This is a genomic window from Verrucosispora sp. SN26_14.1 (genome assembly GCF_004307965.1).
GTDB lineage: Bacteria > Actinomycetota > Actinomycetes > Mycobacteriales > Micromonosporaceae > Micromonospora.
Window position 1 is genome coordinate 1 of record NZ_SISL01000053.1, and the last position, 21,660, is coordinate 21,660.

The 21,660-nt window shown below is 67.4% G+C and carries 12 protein-coding genes and 1 pseudogene; 3 read left to right on the forward strand and 10 right to left on the reverse strand.

The annotated features are described in order from the left end of the window. Positions 1-61 precede the first annotated feature (61 nt). Complete coding sequence (locus EYA84_RS08120) at positions 62-1,330, reverse strand: ABC transporter substrate-binding protein (RefSeq protein WP_131052413.1); 1,269 nt, start codon at positions 1,328-1,330, stop codon at positions 62-64. Between the two features lie 171 nt (positions 1,331-1,501). Between EYA84_RS08120 and EYA84_RS08125 the strand changes: the two genes are divergently transcribed. Then, positions 1,502-2,248, forward strand: a complete 747-nt coding sequence (locus EYA84_RS08125) for a FadR/GntR family transcriptional regulator (protein ID WP_236145649.1) — start codon at positions 1,502-1,504, stop codon at positions 2,246-2,248. A gap of 85 nt (positions 2,249-2,333) precedes the next feature. On the opposite strand, the gene EYA84_RS08130 is transcribed toward EYA84_RS08125, so the two are convergent. Further along, positions 2,334-3,725: an RICIN domain-containing protein gene (locus tag EYA84_RS08130; RefSeq protein ID WP_131052415.1), complete on the reverse strand. Its 1,392-nt coding sequence runs from the start codon at positions 3,723-3,725 to the stop codon at positions 2,334-2,336. A 309-nt stretch (positions 3,726-4,034) separates the two neighbouring features. On the opposite strand from EYA84_RS08130, the gene EYA84_RS08135 reads away from it, so the two are divergent. Beyond that, positions 4,035-4,496: a GNAT family N-acetyltransferase gene (locus tag EYA84_RS08135; RefSeq protein ID WP_161594927.1), complete on the forward strand. Its 462-nt coding sequence runs from the start codon at positions 4,035-4,037 to the stop codon at positions 4,494-4,496. 80 nt (positions 4,497-4,576) lie between these two features. Here EYA84_RS08135 and EYA84_RS08140 read toward each other — a convergent pair whose 3' ends face one another. The 8 genes from EYA84_RS08140 to EYA84_RS08170 all read right to left on the reverse strand — a co-directional run bounded on the left by EYA84_RS08140 (position 4,577) and on the right by EYA84_RS08170 (position 20,618). Beyond that, on the reverse strand, positions 4,577-5,767 hold the full coding sequence (locus EYA84_RS08140; protein ID WP_236145650.1) for a helix-turn-helix domain-containing protein: 1,191 nt from the start codon (positions 5,765-5,767) through the stop codon (positions 4,577-4,579). Further along, positions 5,757-5,924, reverse strand: coding sequence for a hypothetical protein (locus EYA84_RS33400; protein ID WP_236145651.1), 168 nt, complete (start codon positions 5,922-5,924; stop codon positions 5,757-5,759). Before EYA84_RS33400 ends, EYA84_RS08140 begins: the two co-directional genes overlap by 11 nt. 213 nt (positions 5,925-6,137) lie before the next feature. Beyond that, a complete protein-coding gene (locus tag EYA84_RS08145; RefSeq protein WP_131052418.1) occupies positions 6,138-7,367 on the reverse strand; it encodes a helix-turn-helix domain-containing protein in 1,230 nt (409 codons plus the stop codon). Between the two features lie 225 nt (positions 7,368-7,592). Further along, complete coding sequence (locus EYA84_RS08150; RefSeq protein ID WP_236145654.1) at positions 7,593-8,738, reverse strand: helix-turn-helix domain-containing protein; 1,146 nt, start codon at positions 8,736-8,738, stop codon at positions 7,593-7,595. A gap of 377 nt (positions 8,739-9,115) precedes the next feature. Continuing rightward, positions 9,116-9,619 (reverse strand): hypothetical protein, encoded by a 504-nt coding sequence (locus EYA84_RS08155; RefSeq protein ID WP_131052420.1) that lies wholly within the window; start codon positions 9,617-9,619, stop codon positions 9,116-9,118. 1 nt (position 9,620) lies between these two features. Next, positions 9,621-10,232: a DUF6346 domain-containing protein gene (locus tag EYA84_RS08160; RefSeq protein WP_131052421.1), complete on the reverse strand. Its 612-nt coding sequence runs from the start codon at positions 10,230-10,232 to the stop codon at positions 9,621-9,623. Further along, complete coding sequence (locus EYA84_RS08165; RefSeq protein ID WP_236145652.1) at positions 10,229-16,768, reverse strand: RHS repeat domain-containing protein; 6,540 nt, start codon at positions 16,766-16,768, stop codon at positions 10,229-10,231. Before EYA84_RS08165 ends, EYA84_RS08160 begins: the two co-directional genes overlap by 4 nt. Before the next feature lie 280 nt (positions 16,769-17,048). Then, a complete protein-coding gene (locus tag EYA84_RS08170; RefSeq protein WP_394347554.1) occupies positions 17,049-20,618 on the reverse strand; it encodes a LamG domain-containing protein in 3,570 nt (1,189 codons plus the stop codon). A 607-nt stretch (positions 20,619-21,225) separates the two neighbouring features. Between EYA84_RS08170 and EYA84_RS08175 the strand changes: the two are divergent. Continuing rightward, positions 21,226-21,660, forward strand: a pseudogene (locus EYA84_RS08175) (carboxylate--amine ligase); the annotation flags it as partial.

Below are 21,660 nucleotides of genomic sequence, written 5' to 3' on the forward strand. Positions count from 1 at the left end.
GTCGGTCCGTCCGGCCGGAGCCGGACGGACCGACGACTGTGCGTTCCCGATCGGCACGAACTCAGCCCGCCTGGTCAGAGGCGGCCAGTTGCCGCACCACCTCGTCGACGCCGGCCGAGCCGCTGAGCAGTTGCTGGGACAGTCGGCCCATCAGGTCCAGGGTCTTGGAGGAGAGCGCCACGTGCAGGGCCGGCTTGCCGTCCGCGGTCTCGGCCACGATGCCGGCCACCGCCGGGCCGCCCTGCGACACGTCGATCGTGGTGTCGGCGGCGATCGCGCCCGCGTCCGCGTAGAAGGCCTTGAGCGCCTCGGTCGAGGTGAGCGAGCGGACCAGGTCGGCGGCGACCTTCGGGTCCTTGGTCCACTTCGCCACCCCGTAGCCGATCCCGCCGTCGAAGGGCAGGCTCGGGGTGGTGCCCTCGGTGACCACCGGCGCGTTCATCACGCCGAGCTTCTCCGGCGTCAGGAACTCGTTGAAGTCCTTCCAGTGCCCGACGTCCGACATCAGCCCGATGACGTGGGCGGCCTTGCCGGACTGGAAGAGGGCGAACCCGTCGTTGAACATCGCGGTCGAGTTGGCGCCGTCGGTGTTCAGCCCGGCGTCGCCGGCCTCCTGCCAGAGCTGGAACACCCGCTTGACGTGGGGTGAGTTCCAGTCGCGCTTGCCGGCGATCCAGTCGTCGTACTCCTGCGCGGTGAGCGTGGCGGAGCCCAGTGCGGAGAGCCAGAACTGGATGCCCGCGCCCTCCTTGTTGCCGAGCGCGAAGCACTTGGCACCGGCCTTGGCGATGGCGGCGCAGTCGCTGAGGAACTCGGTCCAGGTCGTCGCCGGGGCGGCGGGGTCGAGCCCGGCCTTCTCGTACACCGCCTTGTTGTAGTAGATGGGGTGGCCCTGCAACGTCACCGGGCCGGCGTAGGTGCGGCCGTCCTTGGTGAAAGCGTCCCAGCCGGCCAGGCGCTCCCGGTCCTCGGCGAGGTACTCGTCGAGCGGCACCAGCGCGTCGACCCGGTCCCGGATCTGACCGCCGCCGTTGAAGAGCATGACGTCCGGGCCCTTGCCGGTCTGGATCGCCGCGCCCAGCAGCGTGTAGTACTGGTCGAACGGCTGCGCGACGAACTCGACCGTCACGTCCGGGTGTTTCTTGGCGAAGTCCGCCTTGGCCTTGTCGAGGTACGGCGCGGCGGACGCCTCACCGGACTTCCAGTCCCACACCACCAGCTTGCCCTCCGCGCCACCGGCGGACCCGCCCGATCCGGTGGCGCTTCCACAGCCGGCCATCGCTACCAGTCCCACAACGAGGACGGCGGACCATATTGTGCGCTGTTTCATCGTTGTTCACCTCTGAACGGCAATGGCCGACGGCTCCACCGCAGGCCAACAATGTGCGAAAACGTAACTCGTATGACGTCTGACGTCAACGGTCGGACGTACACTGACCACCGGACGTCGTGCCACGGCAAGCAAATCGGAGGGGACATGACGCCATCGCAGGAGACGACCGTGGATGCCACGGCCGCCCCGGCCTGGACCCGCCGGCCGCAGAACCTGGCGCGCGCCGTCACCGCCGAGCTGGTGCAGCGGATCGTGCGCGGGATGCACCCGTCCGGGTCTCCCCTGCCCCCCGAGCCCGTGCTCTGCGAGACCTTCTCGGTGAGCCGGACCGTGGTCCGGGAGGCGGTGAAGGTCCTCCAGGAGAAGGGCCTGGTGCAGGTACGCCAGGGCGCCGGCACCACGGTCACCGAGCCCTCGAACTGGGACATGCTCGACGAACTCGTCCTCGCCGCCACCATCGCCGAGGACGACAGCCTCGCCATTCTCGACGACCTGGTGGTCACCAGACGGCTGCTCGAATCGGACATGGCGCACGTCGCCGCCCGGCAGGCCGACGCCGAGACCATCGAGCGCCTGCGGGCGCTGGTCGACCGGATGGACGAACTCGTCGACGACACCGTCGCCTACCACGAGCACGACCGGGCCTTCCACGACACGGTGATGCAGGCGTCCGGCAACCGGATCGCCCGAGGGGTCGTCCGCTCGCTGGAGAGCCAGGTCGCCAACACCGCCCGGTACATGGGCCGCACCCAGCGCTCGCTCTGCGTGGCGTCCAACCGGGGACACCGCCGCATCTACGAGCGGATCGCCGCCCGCGACCCGGCCGGTGCCGCCGACGCGATGTTCACCCACATCACCGAGGCGTGGCTGGTCCGCCGCAAGGGCTCCGGCAAGCCGACCCGACTGCAACGCTGACACCGCCCCTCCACTCGCCGCCGGCAGCCGTCACCGGTCGTCGACCGGTGACGGCTGCCGTGGTGATCCCGCTGTCCTGTCGAGGTCAGGAGAACTGCGCGAAGAACCGCCAGATCTCACCCTTGGTCCAGGTCGTGATGCCGCTCTCGCCGTACGTCCCGTCCACCGGGCCGGGCATGTGCCCGTTGTCGAAGGCCGCCCACTGCACCGGGTAACCCGACCGGCAGCCGGAGTACAGGGTGGTGATGTGGGTGCGGCTGCCGCCACCGGGCTCGGGCGGGTTCTGCGCCGCGCACCCGTTGTTGCGGACGAACGTGTCGCGCAGCGCGCGCCCCTGACCGATGTTGAGCACGTTGTCCGTGATGCCGTGCAGCCCGAAGTACGCGATCGGCTGGGTGCCGCCGGAGCAGCCGCTGATCTGGGCACCGGCGATCACCGCGACGGCCCGGAACACGTCGGCCCGCGCGCAGGCCAGGGCGTAGCTCATGCCGCCGCCCCAACTGAAGCCGGTGGCGAAGCGCTGCCTCGGGTTGACGCAGAGGTCGGCCTCGATCCGCCGGATCATGTCGTCCACGAACGTGACGTCCTCGCCACCGGCGTTGCCCCAGCCGTTGCCGAGCCCCTGCGGCGCGACCAGGATCGCGCTGTTGTTGGACTGCTCCTGCTGGCCGTAGTACGACCAGGCGGTCCCGCTGGTGCCGCCGTTGGAGATCTCCTGCATGGTGCCGCCACGCCAGTGGAAGGCGAAGATCAGCCGGTACGGGTTGTTCGGCTGGTAGTTGGCGGGTACGCGCAGGATGAACGACCGGCTCTTGCCGCCGCTCTGGATCGTGTGGGTGCCGCTGGTCAGGGTCGGCGTACGGCCGCATCCGCTGCCGCCCGTCGGCGGCGGGGTGGGGTTGCTCCCGTCGACGCGGACGAGCTGCCACTGCTGGTTGCCGCCGTTCCAGTCCGCGTACTGGACGATGTTCGCCCCGTCGGCGGTCGACGCGCCCTGGACCTCGACGACCTTGCCGCTGTGCCGGCTGACCAGCCGGACGTGACCGCCGTCCGAGTCGGCCAACCGGAACTGCTGGTTGGCCCCGTTGTTGTCCGACCAAGCGACGATCGGGGCACCGTCGGCGGTGGACTGGTTCTGCACGTCGAGGACCTTGCCGGAGTGCCGGGACTTGAGCCGATAGAAGCCGCCGCCCGAGTCGACGAACTGCCACTGCTGGTTCGCGCCGTTGTTCCGCGTCCACTGACTGATCCGCGCGCCGTCGTTGGTGGCCGAGGCGTACAGGTCCAGCGCCTTGCCGCTGGTCCGGTTCACCAGGACGTACCACGCGGTGGTGTCGACCGTCGCGGCGGACGCGGGCGCGGCGTTCACCGCCACGACCGTGCCGGCCGTCATGACCACGGCGAGCGCGGCGGCCAGTCCGGATCGTCGACCGCGTCTCGGCGGGGAGGCGGGACGGGCCTCGCCGATGACTGTCATGGTCCACTCCTTCGGTCGGGGTCGCCTGCGGGCGGGACCGCCCGCACGCGCCCGGCTGGGGGTGCCGGCGTCCGGTGGTGGCGTCAGCACGTCGGTGTGTCGTGGGGATGCCCGGACGGCGGCGCCCGATCCGGCGACACGAGCCCACGAGGGAGCGGTCCACCAGGTCGGGACGCCGTGTCGACGCCGGACGACCGGACCGCTCGCTCATCGAAATCTAACGATGCAAACGTCATACGTCAAACGACAGATGTAGGGCTGGCCCGGAAAGTGGCTGCACTACGCCTCGCCGGGGACCAGAATGGCGCGGTGCGGATCACCGAGATCGACCCCGGCGCAGACGAGACACTGGCCCGAACGCTGCTGTCGATCCAGCACGCGGCGTACGCGGTGGAGGCATCGCTCATCGGCGACGACCGCATCCCACCCCTGCACGAGACGCTCGACGCGCTGCGCGCCGCGCCGCTGCGCTGGCTCGGCGCCCACCACGACGAACGGCTCGTCGGCGCGGTGGCCTGGTCGGAGAACCCCACCGAGCTGGACATCGACCGACTCGTGGTGGACCCGACGGCCCACCGTCGCGGCACCGGCACCGCCCTGGTGCGGACGCTCCTCGCCTCGGCCGGCGACCGGCGGACCGTGGTCGCCACGGGCGCGGCGAACCTCCCGGCCCGCCGGCTCTACGAGCGTCTCGACTTCCGCCTGATCGGTGAGCGCGAGGTCGTCCCCGGCCTCCGGATCGCCGAGTACGTCCGAGAACCGGCGACCTGAACCACCCTCCCGTCGTCACCTGCTTCGCCCCGGTCCAGGGAGACGGGTGGCGCGTCGGGCTCCGGGACAGGAACGGGTGGTCAGACCAGCCCGAGGCTGATGGCGAGTTGGGTGATCGTCGTCGACGCGTCCTGGTCGCGGGCGACGTGGGCGACCATCTCTCGTACCGCCGGTCGGTGTCGGATCTCGGCGGGCGCGGTGGCGTCGGCCTGGATCAGCACTCGGGCGGCGTTGGTGGCGTCGTCGGTGTCCAGGTAGGCGCGAGCGGCGTCGACGAGGTGCGCGGCGCGATGCTCGACGGGCAGCCACCGCCACTGGTCGCGGCCGATCGCCTTCTCGTGCCGCGCGACGGCGTCCGAGGTGTCGCCGAGTGCGATGGCGGCGGTGACCCGGGCCAGTTCGACGGCGGTCGGCCCGAAGGCGGTGCGGTGGTGGTCGTGTCCCTCGCCGACCCGGGCGGCCATCTCGGCGGCTTCGTCCAGCAGGTCAGCGGCGGCGCGGTCGTTGCCGCAGGTCGCGGCGATGAGGGCGGCCTGCACGAGCAGGCTGCCGCAGAGCGACACCTCCGGTGGTTCGCCGGTGTCGGGGTCGGGTGGGGCGATCTGGTAGGCGGCGGCCAGCATCACCGAGCGCGCCCGCGCCGACGTCCGGAGCACCTGCCCGAGCTGGACCGACGCGCACGCCAGCAACAGCCGGTCACCGGTGGCGGCGGACATGGCCCGGTCGGCGGCCAACCAGGCAAGCTGATGCTCGTCCAGCTTGACCAACAACGCCGTGGTGACCCGGTACGCCTCCACCACCAGCGCCCGACCCGCCTCCGGGTCCTGGGCGTACGCCCGATGCACGGTGGTCAGCAGCCCCGGCAGCAGGTCGATCAGGTGCGGGTATCGAGCGTGCTGGTAGGTGGTCCACGCGTGCGCGACCTCCCGCGCCACCCGCTCCGGCGGCATCACCTCGCCGCGCGCCGACGGTCGACCGAGAGCCATCTCGTACGTCGACATCGCCGCCCTGATCCGCGCGACACCCTCGTGACGCTCGACCGCATCGGCGGGCTCGACGTCACGGCCGAGCAGAGTCGCGGCGTCCACCCGCAGCACGGTGGCGATGTCGCGGATGACCGACAGCCGCTCCAACGACCGCACGCCGCGCTCGACCTTGTCCACCCAACTCTTCGACTTTCCCAGGCGGTCGGCGAACGTCTGCTGCGACAGATTCCGCCGCGCTCGCAGGTAGGCGACCCGCCGCCCGATCGGTACCGGGTCACCGGGCACGACGCCACCGCCGATCCGGCACCGCCCGGGTGGTCTCCTCGACCGGTATCCGCTCCGCCTCAGCCTGCGCCAGGATGCGCTGCTTCGCGGCCTCCCGCTCCGCCGCTTCCGCCTGCTCGCCTCGACTCTGCACCGGCTCGCGCTGTACACCGTCCACCCGCTACCTCCTCGAAAGGCACGGCAAGGTGCGCTCGAAAGACGACCTTCGCTGTGCTGACAGAAGGGGCGCGGCTCACCTGTGAGCTGGAGGCGGCACCTCACGCGCCGGTCGCACCCCGTGATCCCATGTTCACGGGGCGCAATGAGGGTGGACAGGTACACGGCAGGCCACGCCATGCGACCTGCGGGAAAGGTGGTACGTGTTGTGCGACTACGCCCCGACCAGCGACGCCAACTCGGCCAACTCCTTGGTCATCGCCCGCCGACGCTTCTCGGCGATCGACTGGACGATGTCCCGGGCGTACCGCTGCTGCCGCAGCCAGGCCGGTGCCCGATCCCGGAGGTCCATCAGCACACCGGTCGCGTCCGCGTACGCACCCGTCTGGGCGTGTGACCACGCGACGTCCAGGTAGTGCCGCTGCCGCGATGACGGGGTCACCTGCGGAGACTGGTGCACCTGCTGCGCGAGAGCCAATGCCTCGTCGGGACGGCCCGCGATAACCGCCGACTCCACCCGCATCAGGTGCACACCCTCGGCCGAATAGTCGTTACCCGTGATGTCGGCGTCCGGATTCGGCCGGTCACCAAGCCGGTGCGCACCCGCCGCCGCCAGGTCGAGCATGTCCCGGGCGTCGTCGTGCCGGGCATCCCGCACCGCCGCCGACGCGCCCTTGATCAGCAGGAAGCCCCAGGCGGACAGGTGGGCAGGTGAGGCGGTGGACAGTTTCGGCTCCACCTGATCGGCGGTCCGTACCGCCAGCACCTCGGCCTCCTCGAACCGGGCCTGCCGCAGCAACAGCCAACACATCGGTGCCACCGCTGCGGCACCGACCATCTGATCCCCGCTGCGACGAGCGTGATCAAGTGCCGCAGTGAGCGCGACATGCGCAAGGTCAACACGGCGTAGCTGGATGAGGAGCCGACCCGCCAACTGGTGCGCCTGTGACGCCAGCGCATGCGCGGCCAACCGCTCATCACCGTCAGCGACGTCGACGAACGTCCGCGCCTCGTCGAGCAGGCCGGGGATCAACGTGAGGGCTGCCGCGTAGTCATTGGCGTGGTAAATCGTGTTCGCCGCCTTGATCGACCGCCGCACGTCAGCGGCAGTCGGTGGGCCGATCTCGGGGTCGTCCACCACGGAACGCCCATCGAGGCCCGAGACCGGCGTCAGAGCGCGACGGACATCGACAAGACCCAGCGGCGCGGCATCGGGCTCACGCATCGCCTGCGCCTGCGCAGCGGAACCCATCAGCGCGGACGTCGGTACGCCAAGAGCAGTTGCTAACTTGTTCAACGTCGACATACGGGCGCTGGTCCGCTCGTTTTGCTCCAGCTTCCGAATCGTCTCCACGCTGACGCCCGCCCGCTCCGCCAGCCGCTCTTGAGTGAGAGTGGACTCGCTGCGCAGTCTGCGTAGGTGATCACCGATCGTCGTGAGCATGGCAGCCTCCCCGGAGAACCGACTGAGCCCGAACCCGCCGACCGCCCGACGGGCCACCACTCCGGACGGTACACCTCATCGACTCGAAGGCCGGGACACCGAACACCCGGGGGCCACGCTGCCCGCGCGCGGGCTGATGGCATGGGCAGCTCGAGGATCAGGGTTTGAAGCGGAAGGTGCAGCCACGTGCGACAAAGCGACAGTCGAGCCGATCACGGCAAACTACTACGCGGCCAGACTCATCCGCTCGCACAGCCCCCGCAACTCGGGCGACGTCGCACCCTTACGCAGCAGCGACCGTGCCGTATCCCGCGCCGACACCGACGAGCGGGCATGCTGCGATCCGACCCGTTCCGCAGCAAGCAGCATCCGCACCGCATCCCGATCCCGGCCGACCGCCTCGGCGGCACGGCCCATGTCGAGCCAGAAATACACCTGCCGTACGGCAGGCAGGCCCGCCAGATCCACGCCCGACGCCGTCTGCAACGCCGCCTCCGGACGACCCGTGTCCAGCAGGAACGCCATCAACCACAACGCCACGTTCCGTGGCCCCCAGGCGAGGTCCCAACTGTCGGTCTCCCCGGTGTGCGCCGCGATCCGCCCCGCCTCGGAAAGGTGCTCCTCCGCACCCGCCTGATCCCGCAGCCCGGCGAGGTGATGCGCCCGCGCCAGGTGCAGGAATCCCAACACGTCCAACGCGCCATCAGCCGCGCTGCCCGCAAGATCGGCAGCCGCGACGTCACACAGCGCTTGCGCCGGACCGTACGCGCCCGAATAGGCCGACACCCGCGCCCGGTTCGCCGCCGCGACCCCGGCCGCCACCGGGTCATCGAGCAACCCGGACGCCTCGGCGCACCGCTCTGCCGCCAGCCACGCATGCGCCGGGTAGCTGACGTTCAGCAACGACCCCATCGCCACGCCGTACACCGGCACCATCTCCGTCAACGCCACTCGCCGATCGGTGAGGCCGTGCATCGCCGGCACCAGGTCGACAAGCCGCCGCAACGCACCCGCGTAATCACACCGCCCGTACAGACCGCGCACGAGCGCCGCCTCACGGCGGACCTGATCGACCGTCGCCACCGCATCGGAACGCTTGGACATCGACGTGTCCATCATGATCCGCCACACTCGCTCCGCGTCGATGCGCGCCGCGTCGAGCTGCCGATCAGCCGGTGTGTACGCCTGCCCGGTCAGGTCCACTACCGAGTACTCAAGAGCCGCCGCCAGATCCACCACCATGTACCGGTCGGTGCGCTGCTGGCCACGCTCGATCCGTGACCACGAGGTGTGGGAGATCCCCGCCCGACTGGCCGCGTAGCGCACACTCCAACCACGCAACTCCCGACGAGCACGAATACGATCACCAATCGAGGGATCAACAGGTATCGGCCGACGAGCCATCAGCGGGACTCCCAGTCATACGAGAACTCCTGCCGACCGTCTCTGGCAGGGCTGCCACTCCGGACGGTACACCGACCAGCACCGACAGCACCCGTTCCAATCTGCGCATAGCGATGCGCACACGCCCAAACTCAATGCATCGATGGGATTTGTATGGGTGTGTTCAACTAACATCAACCGCGACAACAACGTCATCGCATCACACGGAGGGCGCCCACCCTCGGCCACGACCGGCACTGGCCGATGCAGACACTGGCCGTGGCCGCATTGCTCGACTGTCTCGTGCTCACGACCAGCTCGCCTTTGACCGCCGCTGCCACTCCGCCGGGTAGGACTCTCCGACGTCAGCTCAGCCCAGCCCTCGGCTCCGGCAGATACGCCCCGTACTTCTGCTTGATAAGGGAGTTAAAGGCGTAGCCCCACAACCTCGTCCCGCGGAAAGTAAACACCTGACCGGCCCGCACATCTACGATCGCGGGCTGGGCCATCGCCGCGAAACCCGGCAGATTCAATCGGTATGCCTGCCCGGTGAGGGCTACGGCGGCGGAGTCCACCGAATCAGACACCAGGACGGGCAGCACTATGACGCCCGACTGCAGGCCGCGCCACTGGCCCTTGCGCGCCAGTCCCAGGTTCACCACGCCCTCGACGAAACCGCGTAGGAGTTCCTCGTCGACGCGCTCAAACTTCGCGGCTACCGCGAAGACGTGCAGCCGAGTCAGCGCCCGGAACTGCGTACGGTAACCAACCAACACCGGCATCGATCCGATGCTCTCATCGGTAACAGCACAACCGTCGGCGGCGAGCCTTCGCCGGAAGACTTCCAGATAGCCATCCTTCGAAATCATCTCACTGACTCTCCTTTCCGCCTCGCCACCTGTCGATCAACGCGAAGTAGGTTGGTACACCCACAACAACCCTGAACAGATAAACAAGGGCCACCACCAACAGGAAGAAGCCAACGGCGTTTCCTAGAATCCGGAACAGGCCGTAGGATAATGACCAGTGAAGGGCAACCGGCTTGCCGTAGTAGCAGCGGCTCGCTCCGGGGCCCGCACACGCTTCGCTCAACTCGGTCGTCATTCCGACGTCCTGCGGGCTGGCGACGGAACCACCGAGCACCGCTTCAGTCACTCGCCCGTCGTCATGCCTGACAGCGAACCGGCAGACCCACCAGTAACCCAGTCCTTGGTCGCTCACAGGGCCGACCTGACGGCATTCTTCCACCGTCGCCTGCACCGGCCGCTCGGTCGGGCCGTAAGGGCGGACGAATCCGGTACCGGGATAGAGAGTGGCGACTGTCAGGTACAGCAGCACCAGCACGTACGCGACAACGAGGGTGATCGCCATAAAGAACAACTGCCGGAAACGGTAGAGAACAGGTCCGCACCGTTGCCAGACCAGCAGTTCGCGGGACCGAAAATCCCGCGAACTGCTGGCCTGATCGGATCGATCGGTCACCTGAAGCCGCTCCCGAGCAGCCCACCTACGATCTGCGGCACTCCAGTCGCCGGATTGAAGGAGTAACCCTCATTCCAGAGTTGCACTAGATCATCTCTCGTCGTCGGGGCGACGGCGCCAATCGTTGCGGCCGCGGCACCGTCCATCGAAGCAGCACCCTTTATTAACAAACGGCCGGTATCAAGGGTGACCGCAGCGTGTCCGCTGAATCCTCCACCGGCGTCGGCTGCGTCATCTAACCACGTGCGCGCAGAGCCCCTGACGAACTGGCCGAGGTTCCTGTGCGACGTGCCACCGATCACCCGACTGATCGCCGCTGGCGTAGCCTGCTGCGCGGCGCCGAGAGTACCACGCCCCAAGGCGGTGAGGGCAGAGAAGGCCCCGGACCCTGCACCTCTAAGGCCTCCTCCGACGAGTCCACCCACGGCACCCCCGAGTGCGGCGCCTACGGCTCCACCTCCAAGTCCGAGTAGTGCGCCGACACCCGCGTCGAACGCCAAACTCTTGGCCGAACACCGACTCTGATCACCGCCGGCGCACTTGAGCCCACCACTGACCAGCCCGGTAACTACACCACCGAGAGCACCACACAGGAGTGCCCCACTGCCGCCAGTCACCACCGTGCATGTGAGCCCGACAGCGACGCCCGCCACCACGCCCACCACGTCGGCGTTCTGCACTGCCCAATTTCCGATGCCGGAGGCGACACTTCTAACCTTCTGGCCGCTTCGGCACCAGAAGCTGGCTTGGCATTCGCGTTGTTTGCGTTCTGCTTCGGCGCGTTCGTTGCTTGCTTTACGGAACGCTTCGCGCTGCTGCTGGCAGCTGGATCCGCAGGCCGGGGGGACGTACTTCTTGACGATCCTGGTTGTGGTCTCCCCGGAGGGAGTGGTGTCGACGTAGGCGCGGTCGCCGGTGTCCTCGTTGTTCTCCGTGAAGTACATGCCGGTGGGGTCGGCGTTGTCGATGGGGTTGTTGCCGCCGTACTGGTATGCGTTGTACTGGGCCGGATCGTCGGCGACGAGGACCGGGTCCACGGAGATAAACCGGCCCAGTGTCGGGTCGTACTGCCGGGCGCCGACGTTGGTCAGCCCGGTGGGGTCGATGTCTCCACCGACGAATCCCTTGTTGTTGACCCAGACCGGGTTCGCGCCGCGGGGCGCCCCGTATGGGGTTTGGCGGCGGATGGAGACGGCCTGGGTTCCGGCGTTGACGGCGGTCTGTTGCGTGCCCTGGTGGTCGTTGAAGAGCCAGGTCAGGTCGGTGGTCGCCGAGCCTGCCTTGCGGGATGCGCAGATAGTGCCGGCGAAACTGTAGTAGCGAGTACCGGTGTTGACGCTGCCTTCGCGGCGGATCTCCTGCCCGGGAAGGTAGAGGGTGGTGCCGTTGCTGTCGCGGCGGATGATCCTGGTGCCGTCGGCGTCGTAAATGTTGGTTTCGATGGTCTGGCCGCCGGCCGCGACCGTGGCGAGCTTGCCTTCGGCGTCCCATCCGAGGGTCTGGCTGTTGGTGCCGGTGCCGCAGTTGTTCGCGGCGGTGCCGGTCGGCCGGCAGAGGGTGTTGCCGGCACCATCGTAGGTGTAGCTGTTGACGACGCTGCTCTGACCTGGCGCCTGGGTCGTCATTGCGGTAACGGCGTGTGGGCGCACGACGTTCTGGCCGCCGGTCGGCACCGTGTAGGTGCGAGTGGTGTCGCCGCTGGCGGTGTGGCTGGTCTCGGTCAACCGGGAGCCGGTGCTGTTAAAGGTCCAGTCGTGCCAGTACGGTGCCGGGCCGCCCAGGTTCGCCACCGTCGGGTCGGCCTGGCAGTCCACCCCGGCCTTCGGCGTCCAGGCGGTGGATAGCCGGCCCAGCGGATCTTGCCGGAAGCACTGAGTGTCGGCCTGACCTAGCTGCGGCCTCTCCTCGATCGAGGTGATGTTGCCGCTGTGGTCGTAGCTGTAGTTGCGGTCGGAGACCGTATCGGCGGTGGTTTCCCGTTCAACGGTGGTGCGCTCGATGCGGCGGGTGGATTCGTCGCGGAACACGGTGTCCTGAGTCCAAACGCCGCCGGGCATCTTGTAGATCGAACGTCTGCGCTCGCCATAGGCGGTGTAGCTAGCGGTGGCCATCGTGCCGACCGAGCCGGTGAGGCTGGTGTCCAGCCGGACGGGCATCCCGGTGGTGGCGTGGTAGTCGGTGGTGACTTCCTCTGTGACCAGCCCACCACCAGCCGGGTAGGAGATGGAGGTCGGCGCGCCGGTCGCGGCCGAATAGTTGTAGGCGTAGATGTAGGTGCCGCTCAGGCCGGTCTCGTTGCCGGGGACGACGTAGTTGGCGCCCTTGGGCTGGTAGCGGTCATCGAAGCTGCGCACCTGCCACCGGTAGGCGTTACTGCTGCCAGCCGGCTCATAGCGGACCGCCTGGGTCAGTTGGCCCCTGAAGCCGCTCTGCCCGGTGTAGAGGGTGTCGTACCTCCATTCGGCGCGCAGCGCTCCGTTGGCGGAGTCGTCGCGCAATTCCTTCTTCCGGCCCAGCGCGTCGTAGACGTACCAGAGCACTTCACCGCGAGCGTCGGTGGTCTTGGTCAGTTCGTTTATGTCGTTGAAGGTGCTGGTCGTCGTGCCCTTGTCGGGATCGGTCGTACGCCACAGGCGGCCCTTGGCGTCGTACTCGTTGTCCCACCTGTTCCCTGCCGGGTCGACGGTCCTGACCAACTGGCCCTTGCGGTTGTAGACGTACTCCGTTTCCTGGTACGCACCGCCGACACCGGCGGTGGTGGTGTGCTGACGCAGCTTGGCTACGCGGCCCTCGATATCAGTCACGGTCGTGGTCGGGGTACCGCCCTGTGGTGGAGTCACCCTGGTCAGGTCACCCTCGTGGACGGTGATCGTGCGCCACTTCTCTACCAGGTTCGATACTCCATCACCGGCCAGGAATATCGTGTTCGTGGGGCGCGACCCACGGTCGAACACGGTCTTGGAAACGGCGGGGACAGACCATTCCGGCTCCCACCACAACGTGCCGGAGGGGGCCCCGGGTTCGGCGTGTGCCCCGTAGAAGGTCGCGGCGCGGCCGAGACTGTCGTAAATCGTGTCCGAGACCACTCGGTTTCCGGTGTCGTCTACCGCCAGGCTCTGCGTCTGCCGGGAGCGCAGCAACCCGTCGAGGATCTCGTACGAGGTGACGTAGTTGCCGTCCGCGTTCAGAACCTGTGCCCTGACGAACGGATAGGCATTCCTGCCAGCGGCGAACGTGTAGGTGTACTGCGCGGATGGGGTGGTCGGGTTGGCCGCCTTGGTCCAGCCCAATCCCCATACCTTGCTGACACGTCCGAGCGCGTCGTACTCGACGTCAGAGACAATTCTGTTGTTGGGATCGATGGCCTTGACGGTGGCGCCCCAGTAGGGATTGGTGTCCACGGACGAGGTCCAGTTGAACGGCTCGGGGCCCGTCGTCGTCACCTTCGTGACAGGGCCGCCCACGGCCGGCGTGTACGCGGTCGTGGTGACGTTGCCCTTGATGTCGGTCGCGCTCACCGGGCGGCCGGTGGTGTCGTAGCTGCCCTGTGACACGACCTGCCAGACCGTGCCCGTTCCCGCTGCCCAGTCCTTGAGCTGTTCGGTCCTCGTCACCAATCCGAAGGTCGGTGCATCGTCGACACTGCTGGCCCCGTCGTAATAGGTCCGCCCGTCGGAGATCACGTCGTCGATGGTCGACGGGTTCGTGCCGCAGGCCAGCGCGGTGGTGGTCGTCTGCTTCACCATGGTGGTGAGGTTCTTGCTGGTGTTGCGGTTGTAGCGGTAGGTGATGCACTTCTCGTCACCGGTGACGGCGACGTCGCCGTCGTCCTGCGACCAGTTGACCGTGCCGTACGTGTGATCCAGATTCTTGGTGCCCCGCGAGGTACGCCAGCCGCGGCTGCCGTCGACACCAAGAGCGGTCGCCGTGTAGGTGGTCTGCGTGTCGACGAACCTGGCCTCGACGGTGTCACCGTTGATGGTCCGGCTCGCCGTGGGGTTAGATCGCCACGGCACGTTCACCGTCTTCGACACCGGCCTGGTCTCGACCCCGTTGTAGACGACCTGCTCCCGCATCTGGCCGGCGAACTGGTCCTCGTCGTAGACGGTCTCGGTGCCCAGTGAGGCCGGAACCGTCACGCTGCGAGTGCCACCACTCGGGCTGGCCTTGTCGCCATGCATGCCCCGCATGAAGGTCGTCACCGCGAGCGTCTGGGTCGGCGAATCGTCACCGACACGGGTCTTGACCTGCGCGTAGCCACGCCATTGCGACCACGTCTTGCGTTCCGGCCTGGTCAGACCGTCGTCGTCGGCGTAGTGCCACGCCGGCGCTCCCACGTACTCGTACCAGGTGTGCTTCGAGGGCGCCTGGTGGCCGTTGGCCAACTGTACGTCGTCCTCGGCCACGTGCTCGACCCGGTGCTTGTGCCACCATTCGGTGATCAACCGCTGCCCGGTCGGGTCGGCCGGGTCCGGCACTCGCACCGGGTAGCACCGCTTGGTGTTCGTGTGCGGATCCAACCCCGCCACCATCGCCTCGGTGCACTCGGGCTCCGCGTAGTCCACCTTGATCCGGGCACCGGTCTCCGTCACGATGCTGGAGATACGCAGCCAGTTGTCGGTCGTGCCGTTCGCGGTCAACACCCGGTTCGGCAACGACACCGCCTCGAACGTCACCGGCGGTAGGTTGACGGTGCCGCCAACGTGCCCCGCGTGGTCGATCCTGTTGAGCCACAGCCCGGTGTGCGTCGAGTCTGCCGTCGCCGCGAACGTGTGCGAGAGGGTCCAAGACTCCACGTCCTGCCACGCCGGAGTGGTCTTCGTGGTGTCCCACACTCTCGCGGTGATCTTCTTCAACCGCTTCGTGGTCCAGAACGTCGGCGAGTACTGCTGCGGACACGACGTCGCCGACGCCTTGCACTCCTGGTCCCAGGGGGTGTCTTTCCACGATGCTTTCACCGGGTTCGACTCGGTGCCGCAGTTCGAGAAGCACCGCATGTCCGTCTCGAACAGAACCTGCCCGTACGGGGTGATGCTGCGCTCGGTCACCCCGTGGATGGCTGATGTGCGGTCGTACGTGCCGTAGTCGATTCGGTTCAGATAGCCGTCCCGGTCGTAGGGCGCGTCATCGGAGTCGGTGTCGTTGCGGGCATACTTGTTGGTGTTCTTGCCATACCACAGCGACATCGTGTTGCCGCGCACGTCGACGATGTAGTCCAGGTTCCACCGCCACGCCTGCTGGCAGTGTGAGTTGGCGAAAGCAGTCTGGTAACACGGTTCACCTGAGTGGTTGCCGAACACCGGCACCGACAACGTCGATCCGGTCTTCGCCGTATGGCCGGGCAACGAGTGCAGGCCGAAGAAGTACTGCGTGCCGTCGGTGGTGGTGACCTTCCAGTGCTCACCGTTGTTGTCGCCGTTGCCCGTCGCACCGATCAACTTCTCGATCTTTGAGCCGTCTTCTGAACGGGCGTGCCAGCCCTTGCCGGTCTCGAACACCAGCTCCGTGCTGCGGCCGTTCAGGTTCATCGTCGCGTTCTCTGAGCGCCAGCACAGGTCGCCGGTGTCGTTCGTGTTGTTCGCGCCGCTCTTCTTCCGGTCTTCCGCGCACGGCACATACCGCCGCTCGATGAACCCGGGCGAGTAGTCGAAGCCTTCACCGATCCACGACGGCTGGTTGTTCGTCACCTCCGACCGACCGTCAACGGAGGCTGAGGAGTACGCGAAGCTGACCGACGGTTCCGGGCCTGTCGCCGGAGGCGTACGCAGGGGGTAGCTCCACGAGAAGTCACCGGAAGACCCACCTGCGGACCACGTCGACGAAGGCGCGAGACTGGTAGCGGTGAAGTCCCCGTCCGCGCCCGACCCCGCTGCCGCCAGGGCGAGGAAGGGACCATTCGCCTGGGGCGTCAACTCCCCCGACAGCCGCGCCAGTTCCCTCGGTACCGCCGAGGTGGGACCAGCGACCACCTCGGCGGTCGCCACTCCGGTAGCGAGGTCGTTTGTCGTCGGCAACAGCACCGATCGGCAACCTGGCGCATCGGGTGTGGAAAGGGCACAGGCCGGAACCTGCCACAGCCGCAGCCGCGACGCCCAGGACCCGCCCACCGCATGCCGAAACGAGTTGTAATCCACCGACACCTTTGCCGTGCCGGCGCCAGCCCCGGCCGGCGCCGTCACCTTCAATACGAGACCGTCACGCCAGGTGTCCGGCAGTGATTCCCGGTCCACCACCTGAACGTCCACACTGCTGACCCGCGCACCGGCCGCACCAACACCGCGGGCGACCCATACCGGCAGCGCACCCGCCCTCATGCCCCGACCAGCCACGCTCTGCGAATCGAGCGTCACCCGAGCGGTACTGGCTGCGGGCCATACCGGTTTCGGAACCGTTGTCTCCTGCACTTGCTTTTGCGTCCACGCACGACCCGACACCGGGCCACCGTGCGAATCGAGCTTCTCCACCGGCGGCCGTGCTGGTTCTGCCCTCGGAGCAGCGGCCTCAGCCGGCAGACTCACCAGCAGCGACGCCGCCACGGGAACCACCGTCAGGCCTGCGATCCATCGGCGAAGGCGGCCCGCTCGATGAGTACTCCGTCGAAGCTGCTGCAAATCGTGAACAGGGCGTGCAGACAACATGCTTTCTCCCCGGTAAGGACAGCCGCACGAAGCAAGGCTAAGGTAGGACTTATCGGCGGTGCAGTATCTGGACGTCGGATCCATGCGATCGCCCCGAACCGACACAGGGCGTGAGCGACACCTCAGCCGAGTCAGCGGTGGCGAAGCTCTGAGCGCACTGCTGACCGGGTTGGCCGGGTTACGAGTCGTACAGCAGATACACCGCCGTGTCCGTCAGCGCACCCTGGAACACAGCGACCTCATCGATGCCGCCGATCCACGGATCGACCAACTGGCCTTGCCACAGGGTTCGGCCCACCAGCAGCGGGCCGGTCGATGCCATCGGGGTGAACGTGATGTTCTGCGTGACCGCTTCGAGCTCACCGTTGACGTAGAGGCGAATCTGCTTCCGCCCGGCGTCGTACACGCCGACAAGGTGCGTCCACACGCCTTCCTCCGCGGCCGATGTCGAGGTGGTACTCGCCGTGGGGGTGGTGGTGAGGTCCTCGTCGCTGATGGCGAACTGCCACTTACCCAGCGTGGAGTTGAACTTGAGCCAGCCGCCGCTTGAATACTGCCCTCGCTGGGACAGCGCTGTGCGCATGCCGTCGAGCCGATCGAGCATGACCCACGCCGACATCGTGAACGACTGATCGGTACGCACGACCGGTCGATCCTGCCACTGGGTGAATTCGAGACCATCGGTGTTCGGCGGTGTGATGCCCGTCTTCACCGCACTGCGCGCGTACTCGGCGGTGCTCTCGGTAAATCCCTCCTCTGGGAAGTACTCGTTGTCGAGCCACAGCCCGGAGCCGTCGGTGGAATAGCCTGCGCCGACTGCGGAACCTCTAGTCAAGGCAAGCCAACGCCCCCAGGCGGTAACCGTGTCCGGCGCCTCGCAGGTGTCCCTCAGGTCGGCCAGGTAGCAGGGGGTTGCGGCCTCGAAGTTCCAGTTGCCCACCTGCACCGGCGTCAGGATCCCTGGCTCATTAAACCCACTGGATATCGGGTCCTGCGCCATCTGGCCGGTGAAGTCATGCGGCACGAGCACCCGCTCGTACACCTGCATGTCGGCGACGTTGCCGTGGAACCAGTTACTTGCTCCGCCGGAGCTCCACCCCCGACCCACCGCAAACGCTCCTGTGGCGCTCCATGGCGTGGCACTTCGGTCGACCTCGGCGGCAAGTGCGCCGTCAACGTAAAGCCGGACCTTGCCAGTAGCCTTGTCGTAGACACCTGCGATGTGCGTCCAGCGGCCAACATCCGCAGAGGTCAAGGCGGTGTTGCTATTCGCTGCACGGGTGGTACTCGACTGGTCGTCGCTGTCCTTCATCAAGAAGGACCACCGTGGCGTCGACGGAGAACCGACCAACCGGGTGCCCAGGTGGAACCCGGCGGCGTTGATCCCGGCCTGGGATGCGACGACGGTGTCGTGGGTACTGGGTAGTGAGCTGAGTCGGACCCAGGTGGCGACGCTGAAGGAGTTGGCCGTGTTGACGACACTTCCCGGCGTGGTCAGCACGGTGGAGGTGCCGTTGAGGCCTGCGGTCTTGCCACCGTTCAGGCGGGCGTCGTCGACCCAGCTCAGGTTGGACGTGGTGAGGTCGGTCTGACCTCCCAGAGCGGGTTGCTGGTCGGCGAGCGCGGCGTTCTGGTCAACTCCGGGGTATTGCTCCAGGCCCCACTTGGCGACGGCCGGTGAGGGTCGGGCCGCAGTGAAGGTGACGGAGCCAATATTGCCGAGGTTGCCAGTAGCGTCGATGCTGCGGGCCCAAATGGTGTTCTGACCGAAGCTGGGCACCGTGAGGGTGACCGAGGCATTCTTCGTACCGAAGACGGTGCTGGCCACGATCTCGGTGGTAGGTGGATTGGACCAGCCATAACGGAACTTGGTCACGTCCGAGGCATGGGTCGCGAACGTGAAGTTGATCGGCTCACCCGGGCGGCGGGGAAGCAGAACGTGACTGATGGTGGGCGCTGGCGGGACGGTGGTGTCCACGGCGAAACGGCACCACGACGACCAGGGACCGGTAATCGAGTACGGAGCCTTGTCCGTGCCCTTCGCCCGGAACGCGTATGTAGGTCCCTTCGCGACCGTCACCGCGGCACTCTCGGCCCTGCTATTCGGGGTCAACCCTGTCCTTGCCGGCGGCGGGCTCTTACGGGTCGGGTGGGAGTTGGTCACCGTCCCCATCCCGCCGGCTGGCACCTCGATCCATTCGAAGGTGCCAGTCAGCGAGTCACTCGGGTCGGCGTCGGGGAACACGGCAGCCAACTTCGGTGTCAGCGTACCGACCGTCAATACCCCGGAGGTGCAGTCCACACCAGCGACCTGCAGGGTATGCGGAGCACCAGGTTTGCTGTCGTAGTCGACGATCAGCTTGGCGTCGTTGGGAAAGAACTTCTTCCATCGATCCTGCGTCGACTCCCCCGACCCGTCGGCGGCTCGCCCAGTGAACCCGAAAGTGATCGAATTCCAGCTGCCGTTCGCGGCAGCCAGCACCTGGCCGGTGGTGTTCGACCCCTGGAAGTTCATTATCCTGTCAGGTTGGATCGATGAGCAACCACCCGCCTCGTTCGCGTTTCCGGTTGCCGTATTCAGGAACGACTTCAGCTTCATCGTCGACCAACTCGCCTTCGGCGTCGCGTTGATCGCCGGGGTGTGGTACATCGATGTCACCGTAGGCCCACACGACCACGAGTGGTCCAACTTCATCTGCACGTAGGCCGACTCGATGTGCTTGTTCTTGAGTGATACGCCGTTAGCCTTCGTCGGGAACTCGAAGTACGACCGGTACACGGCACCGGTGTCCGGGTTCAGCCCGACTCGCGCGCGACTGGTGTCCGAGTTCGACGACCCGTTGTTAGTCCCGTAGGCCCACTTGTTCTTGAACACCGACCACGCCGGGTCCACGAACAGCGGGTACACGGCATCCGGGTTATCCAGCAATGCCGCGTCCGGCCGCAGCACCAACTCGCCCTCGGACACTTCAACGCCGACGATGCCGGTCCGCGCCGCGTCTCCGGCCGCCGTCGCCGTCGATTGCGGGCTTTCGCCCGACGGTGTACGAGCCGAGACGCCGTCCGCCGCACTTGCCCGGGAGTCCCACATCACCGCCGGCTCCGCCGAGGCCACGACAGCCGCGCCTGCCATCGCCCGCAGGCCACCGTCCGGACCCGACACGATGTCGGCGTCCCCGCCGATGCGGAACCGCGGTTCACGCACTCCAGGCAGCGTCGCCGCCGCCCGTGTCTTGACTACCAGAACATGCGTGAAGCCCGTGCGCGTCGCCCGCACCACCAGATCCACATCAGAAAGAACATTCGGATAGGTCAACGAGTCACCCGACACCGTCGGTGCTGGCAGCGTGCCTGGCCACGACAACGTGACCGTCCGCCCGCCCCGCGTCAGCGTCACCATCGAGCCGGTCCCGCCGCCCGAAAATGCCACATCCGCGACCGATACCACGGGTCGCCACAATCCGTCCCCACCCCGAGTCAGATTGAGGTCGACCTCCTCCCACCTGCCGGCCTTGCGCGCGCGCTGCGGCACCACTGCCGACACAAACTGCAGCCGCCCGTCCGGCAACGCGGTGACCTCGGCGAACTCCGTCCGCGACCCGTCCACCACCACCGGCTGCCCACACGAGGTCGCCAGCATGCTCGCCTCAGCCTCGGAGCCAGCGATGTCCTCGCACTCAAGCCCGGCCGCAGCCGCCCGCTCGTGCGCTGGAACACCGATCACTCCGACAACCACCAAGGCCGCCACCCCAGCAGACAACCCACGTCGCCACCGAACGCCCACCACACACACCCCCGACGAGAGCAAGCAGTGGCAGCGACAGTAGGGCCTTGATCGTCGCCTGACTGCCCCGCGGCGGCGCGACCAGGTCGCCTTTGATCACCAGACATTGATAGATAATGATTGGTTGATGAGTGCGACATCGCCTGATCACTCAGCGTGGCAAGAATCGATTCGAATATCGTCTATGTGTGACGTGGGACACATGCTGCTTCCTGCCTGATCAACCCCTATACTGCCGCCCCCTTGGTCCACCGACTTTCCAGATAGGGGCGGCTCAGGCCGCCCTTGCGGCGACCGTTGCCCACCTCCACTGCGCTCACCTGGGTGGCCATGCCCAGCAAGAGGGTGCGCGATCACCGGGCGGGACGACGACGCACGGCTCGGCGCTTGGCCGACTGGCGCACCGACGGAGACGCGCCGCTTGCCAACACCACCGTCCGGCAGCGACGGGATTAGGCACACCCCTACGGGCCAGCGCCGCCCTCCAATACGCCACGCCGCACCCCTCCTTCCTCCCGCAAATGAAAACCGTTACCATTGCCATCGCCTGTTGCCGAGTGGGGAGGCGCCGATGGCGCACGTGTTGTTGGTGGAGAGCTGGGTCGGGGCGATGAGCCACCTCCTGCCGCGAGCGGTGTTGGAGGCCGGGCACCGGTTCTCGTTCCTGACCCGGGACCTGCACCACTACCTGCGTGGTGCGCCGCCCGGCGGCACACATCCGCTGCTGGCCGCGCAGAACGTGCTGACCGTCGACACCAACGACGTACCCACGCTGTTGCAGCAGGCCGTGCGGCTGCACGCGGCATTGCGCTTCGACGGCGTACTCACCTCGTGTGATTACTACCTGGACACGGTCGCCCAGGTGGCCGCGCACCTCGGGCTGCCCGGTGCGGACCCGGCGGCGGTGCGGCGGGCGTACCGCAAGGATCTGGCCCGCGCGGCGATGGCCCGCGCCGGTGTGCCGCAGCCCCGGCAACGGGTCGGAGCTGGCCTGCTCGCGCAGCCG

What these genes read in the sequence shown, in the direction of transcription:
- EYA84_RS08120 (WP_131052413.1), bottom strand. Translation starts at nt 1,330, where the DNA reads ATGAAACAGCGCACAATATGGTCCGCCGTCCTCGTTGTGGGACTGGTA.
- EYA84_RS08145 (WP_131052418.1), bottom strand. Translation starts at nt 7,367, where the DNA reads ATGCTCACGACGATCGGTGATCACCTACGCAGACTGCGCAGCGAGTCC.
- EYA84_RS08155 (WP_131052420.1), bottom strand. Translation starts at nt 9,619, where the DNA reads ATGATTTCGAAGGATGGCTATCTGGAAGTCTTCCGGCGAAGGCTCGCC.
- EYA84_RS08130 (WP_131052415.1), bottom strand. Translation starts at nt 3,725, where the DNA reads ATGACAGTCATCGGCGAGGCCCGTCCCGCCTCCCCGCCGAGACGCGGT.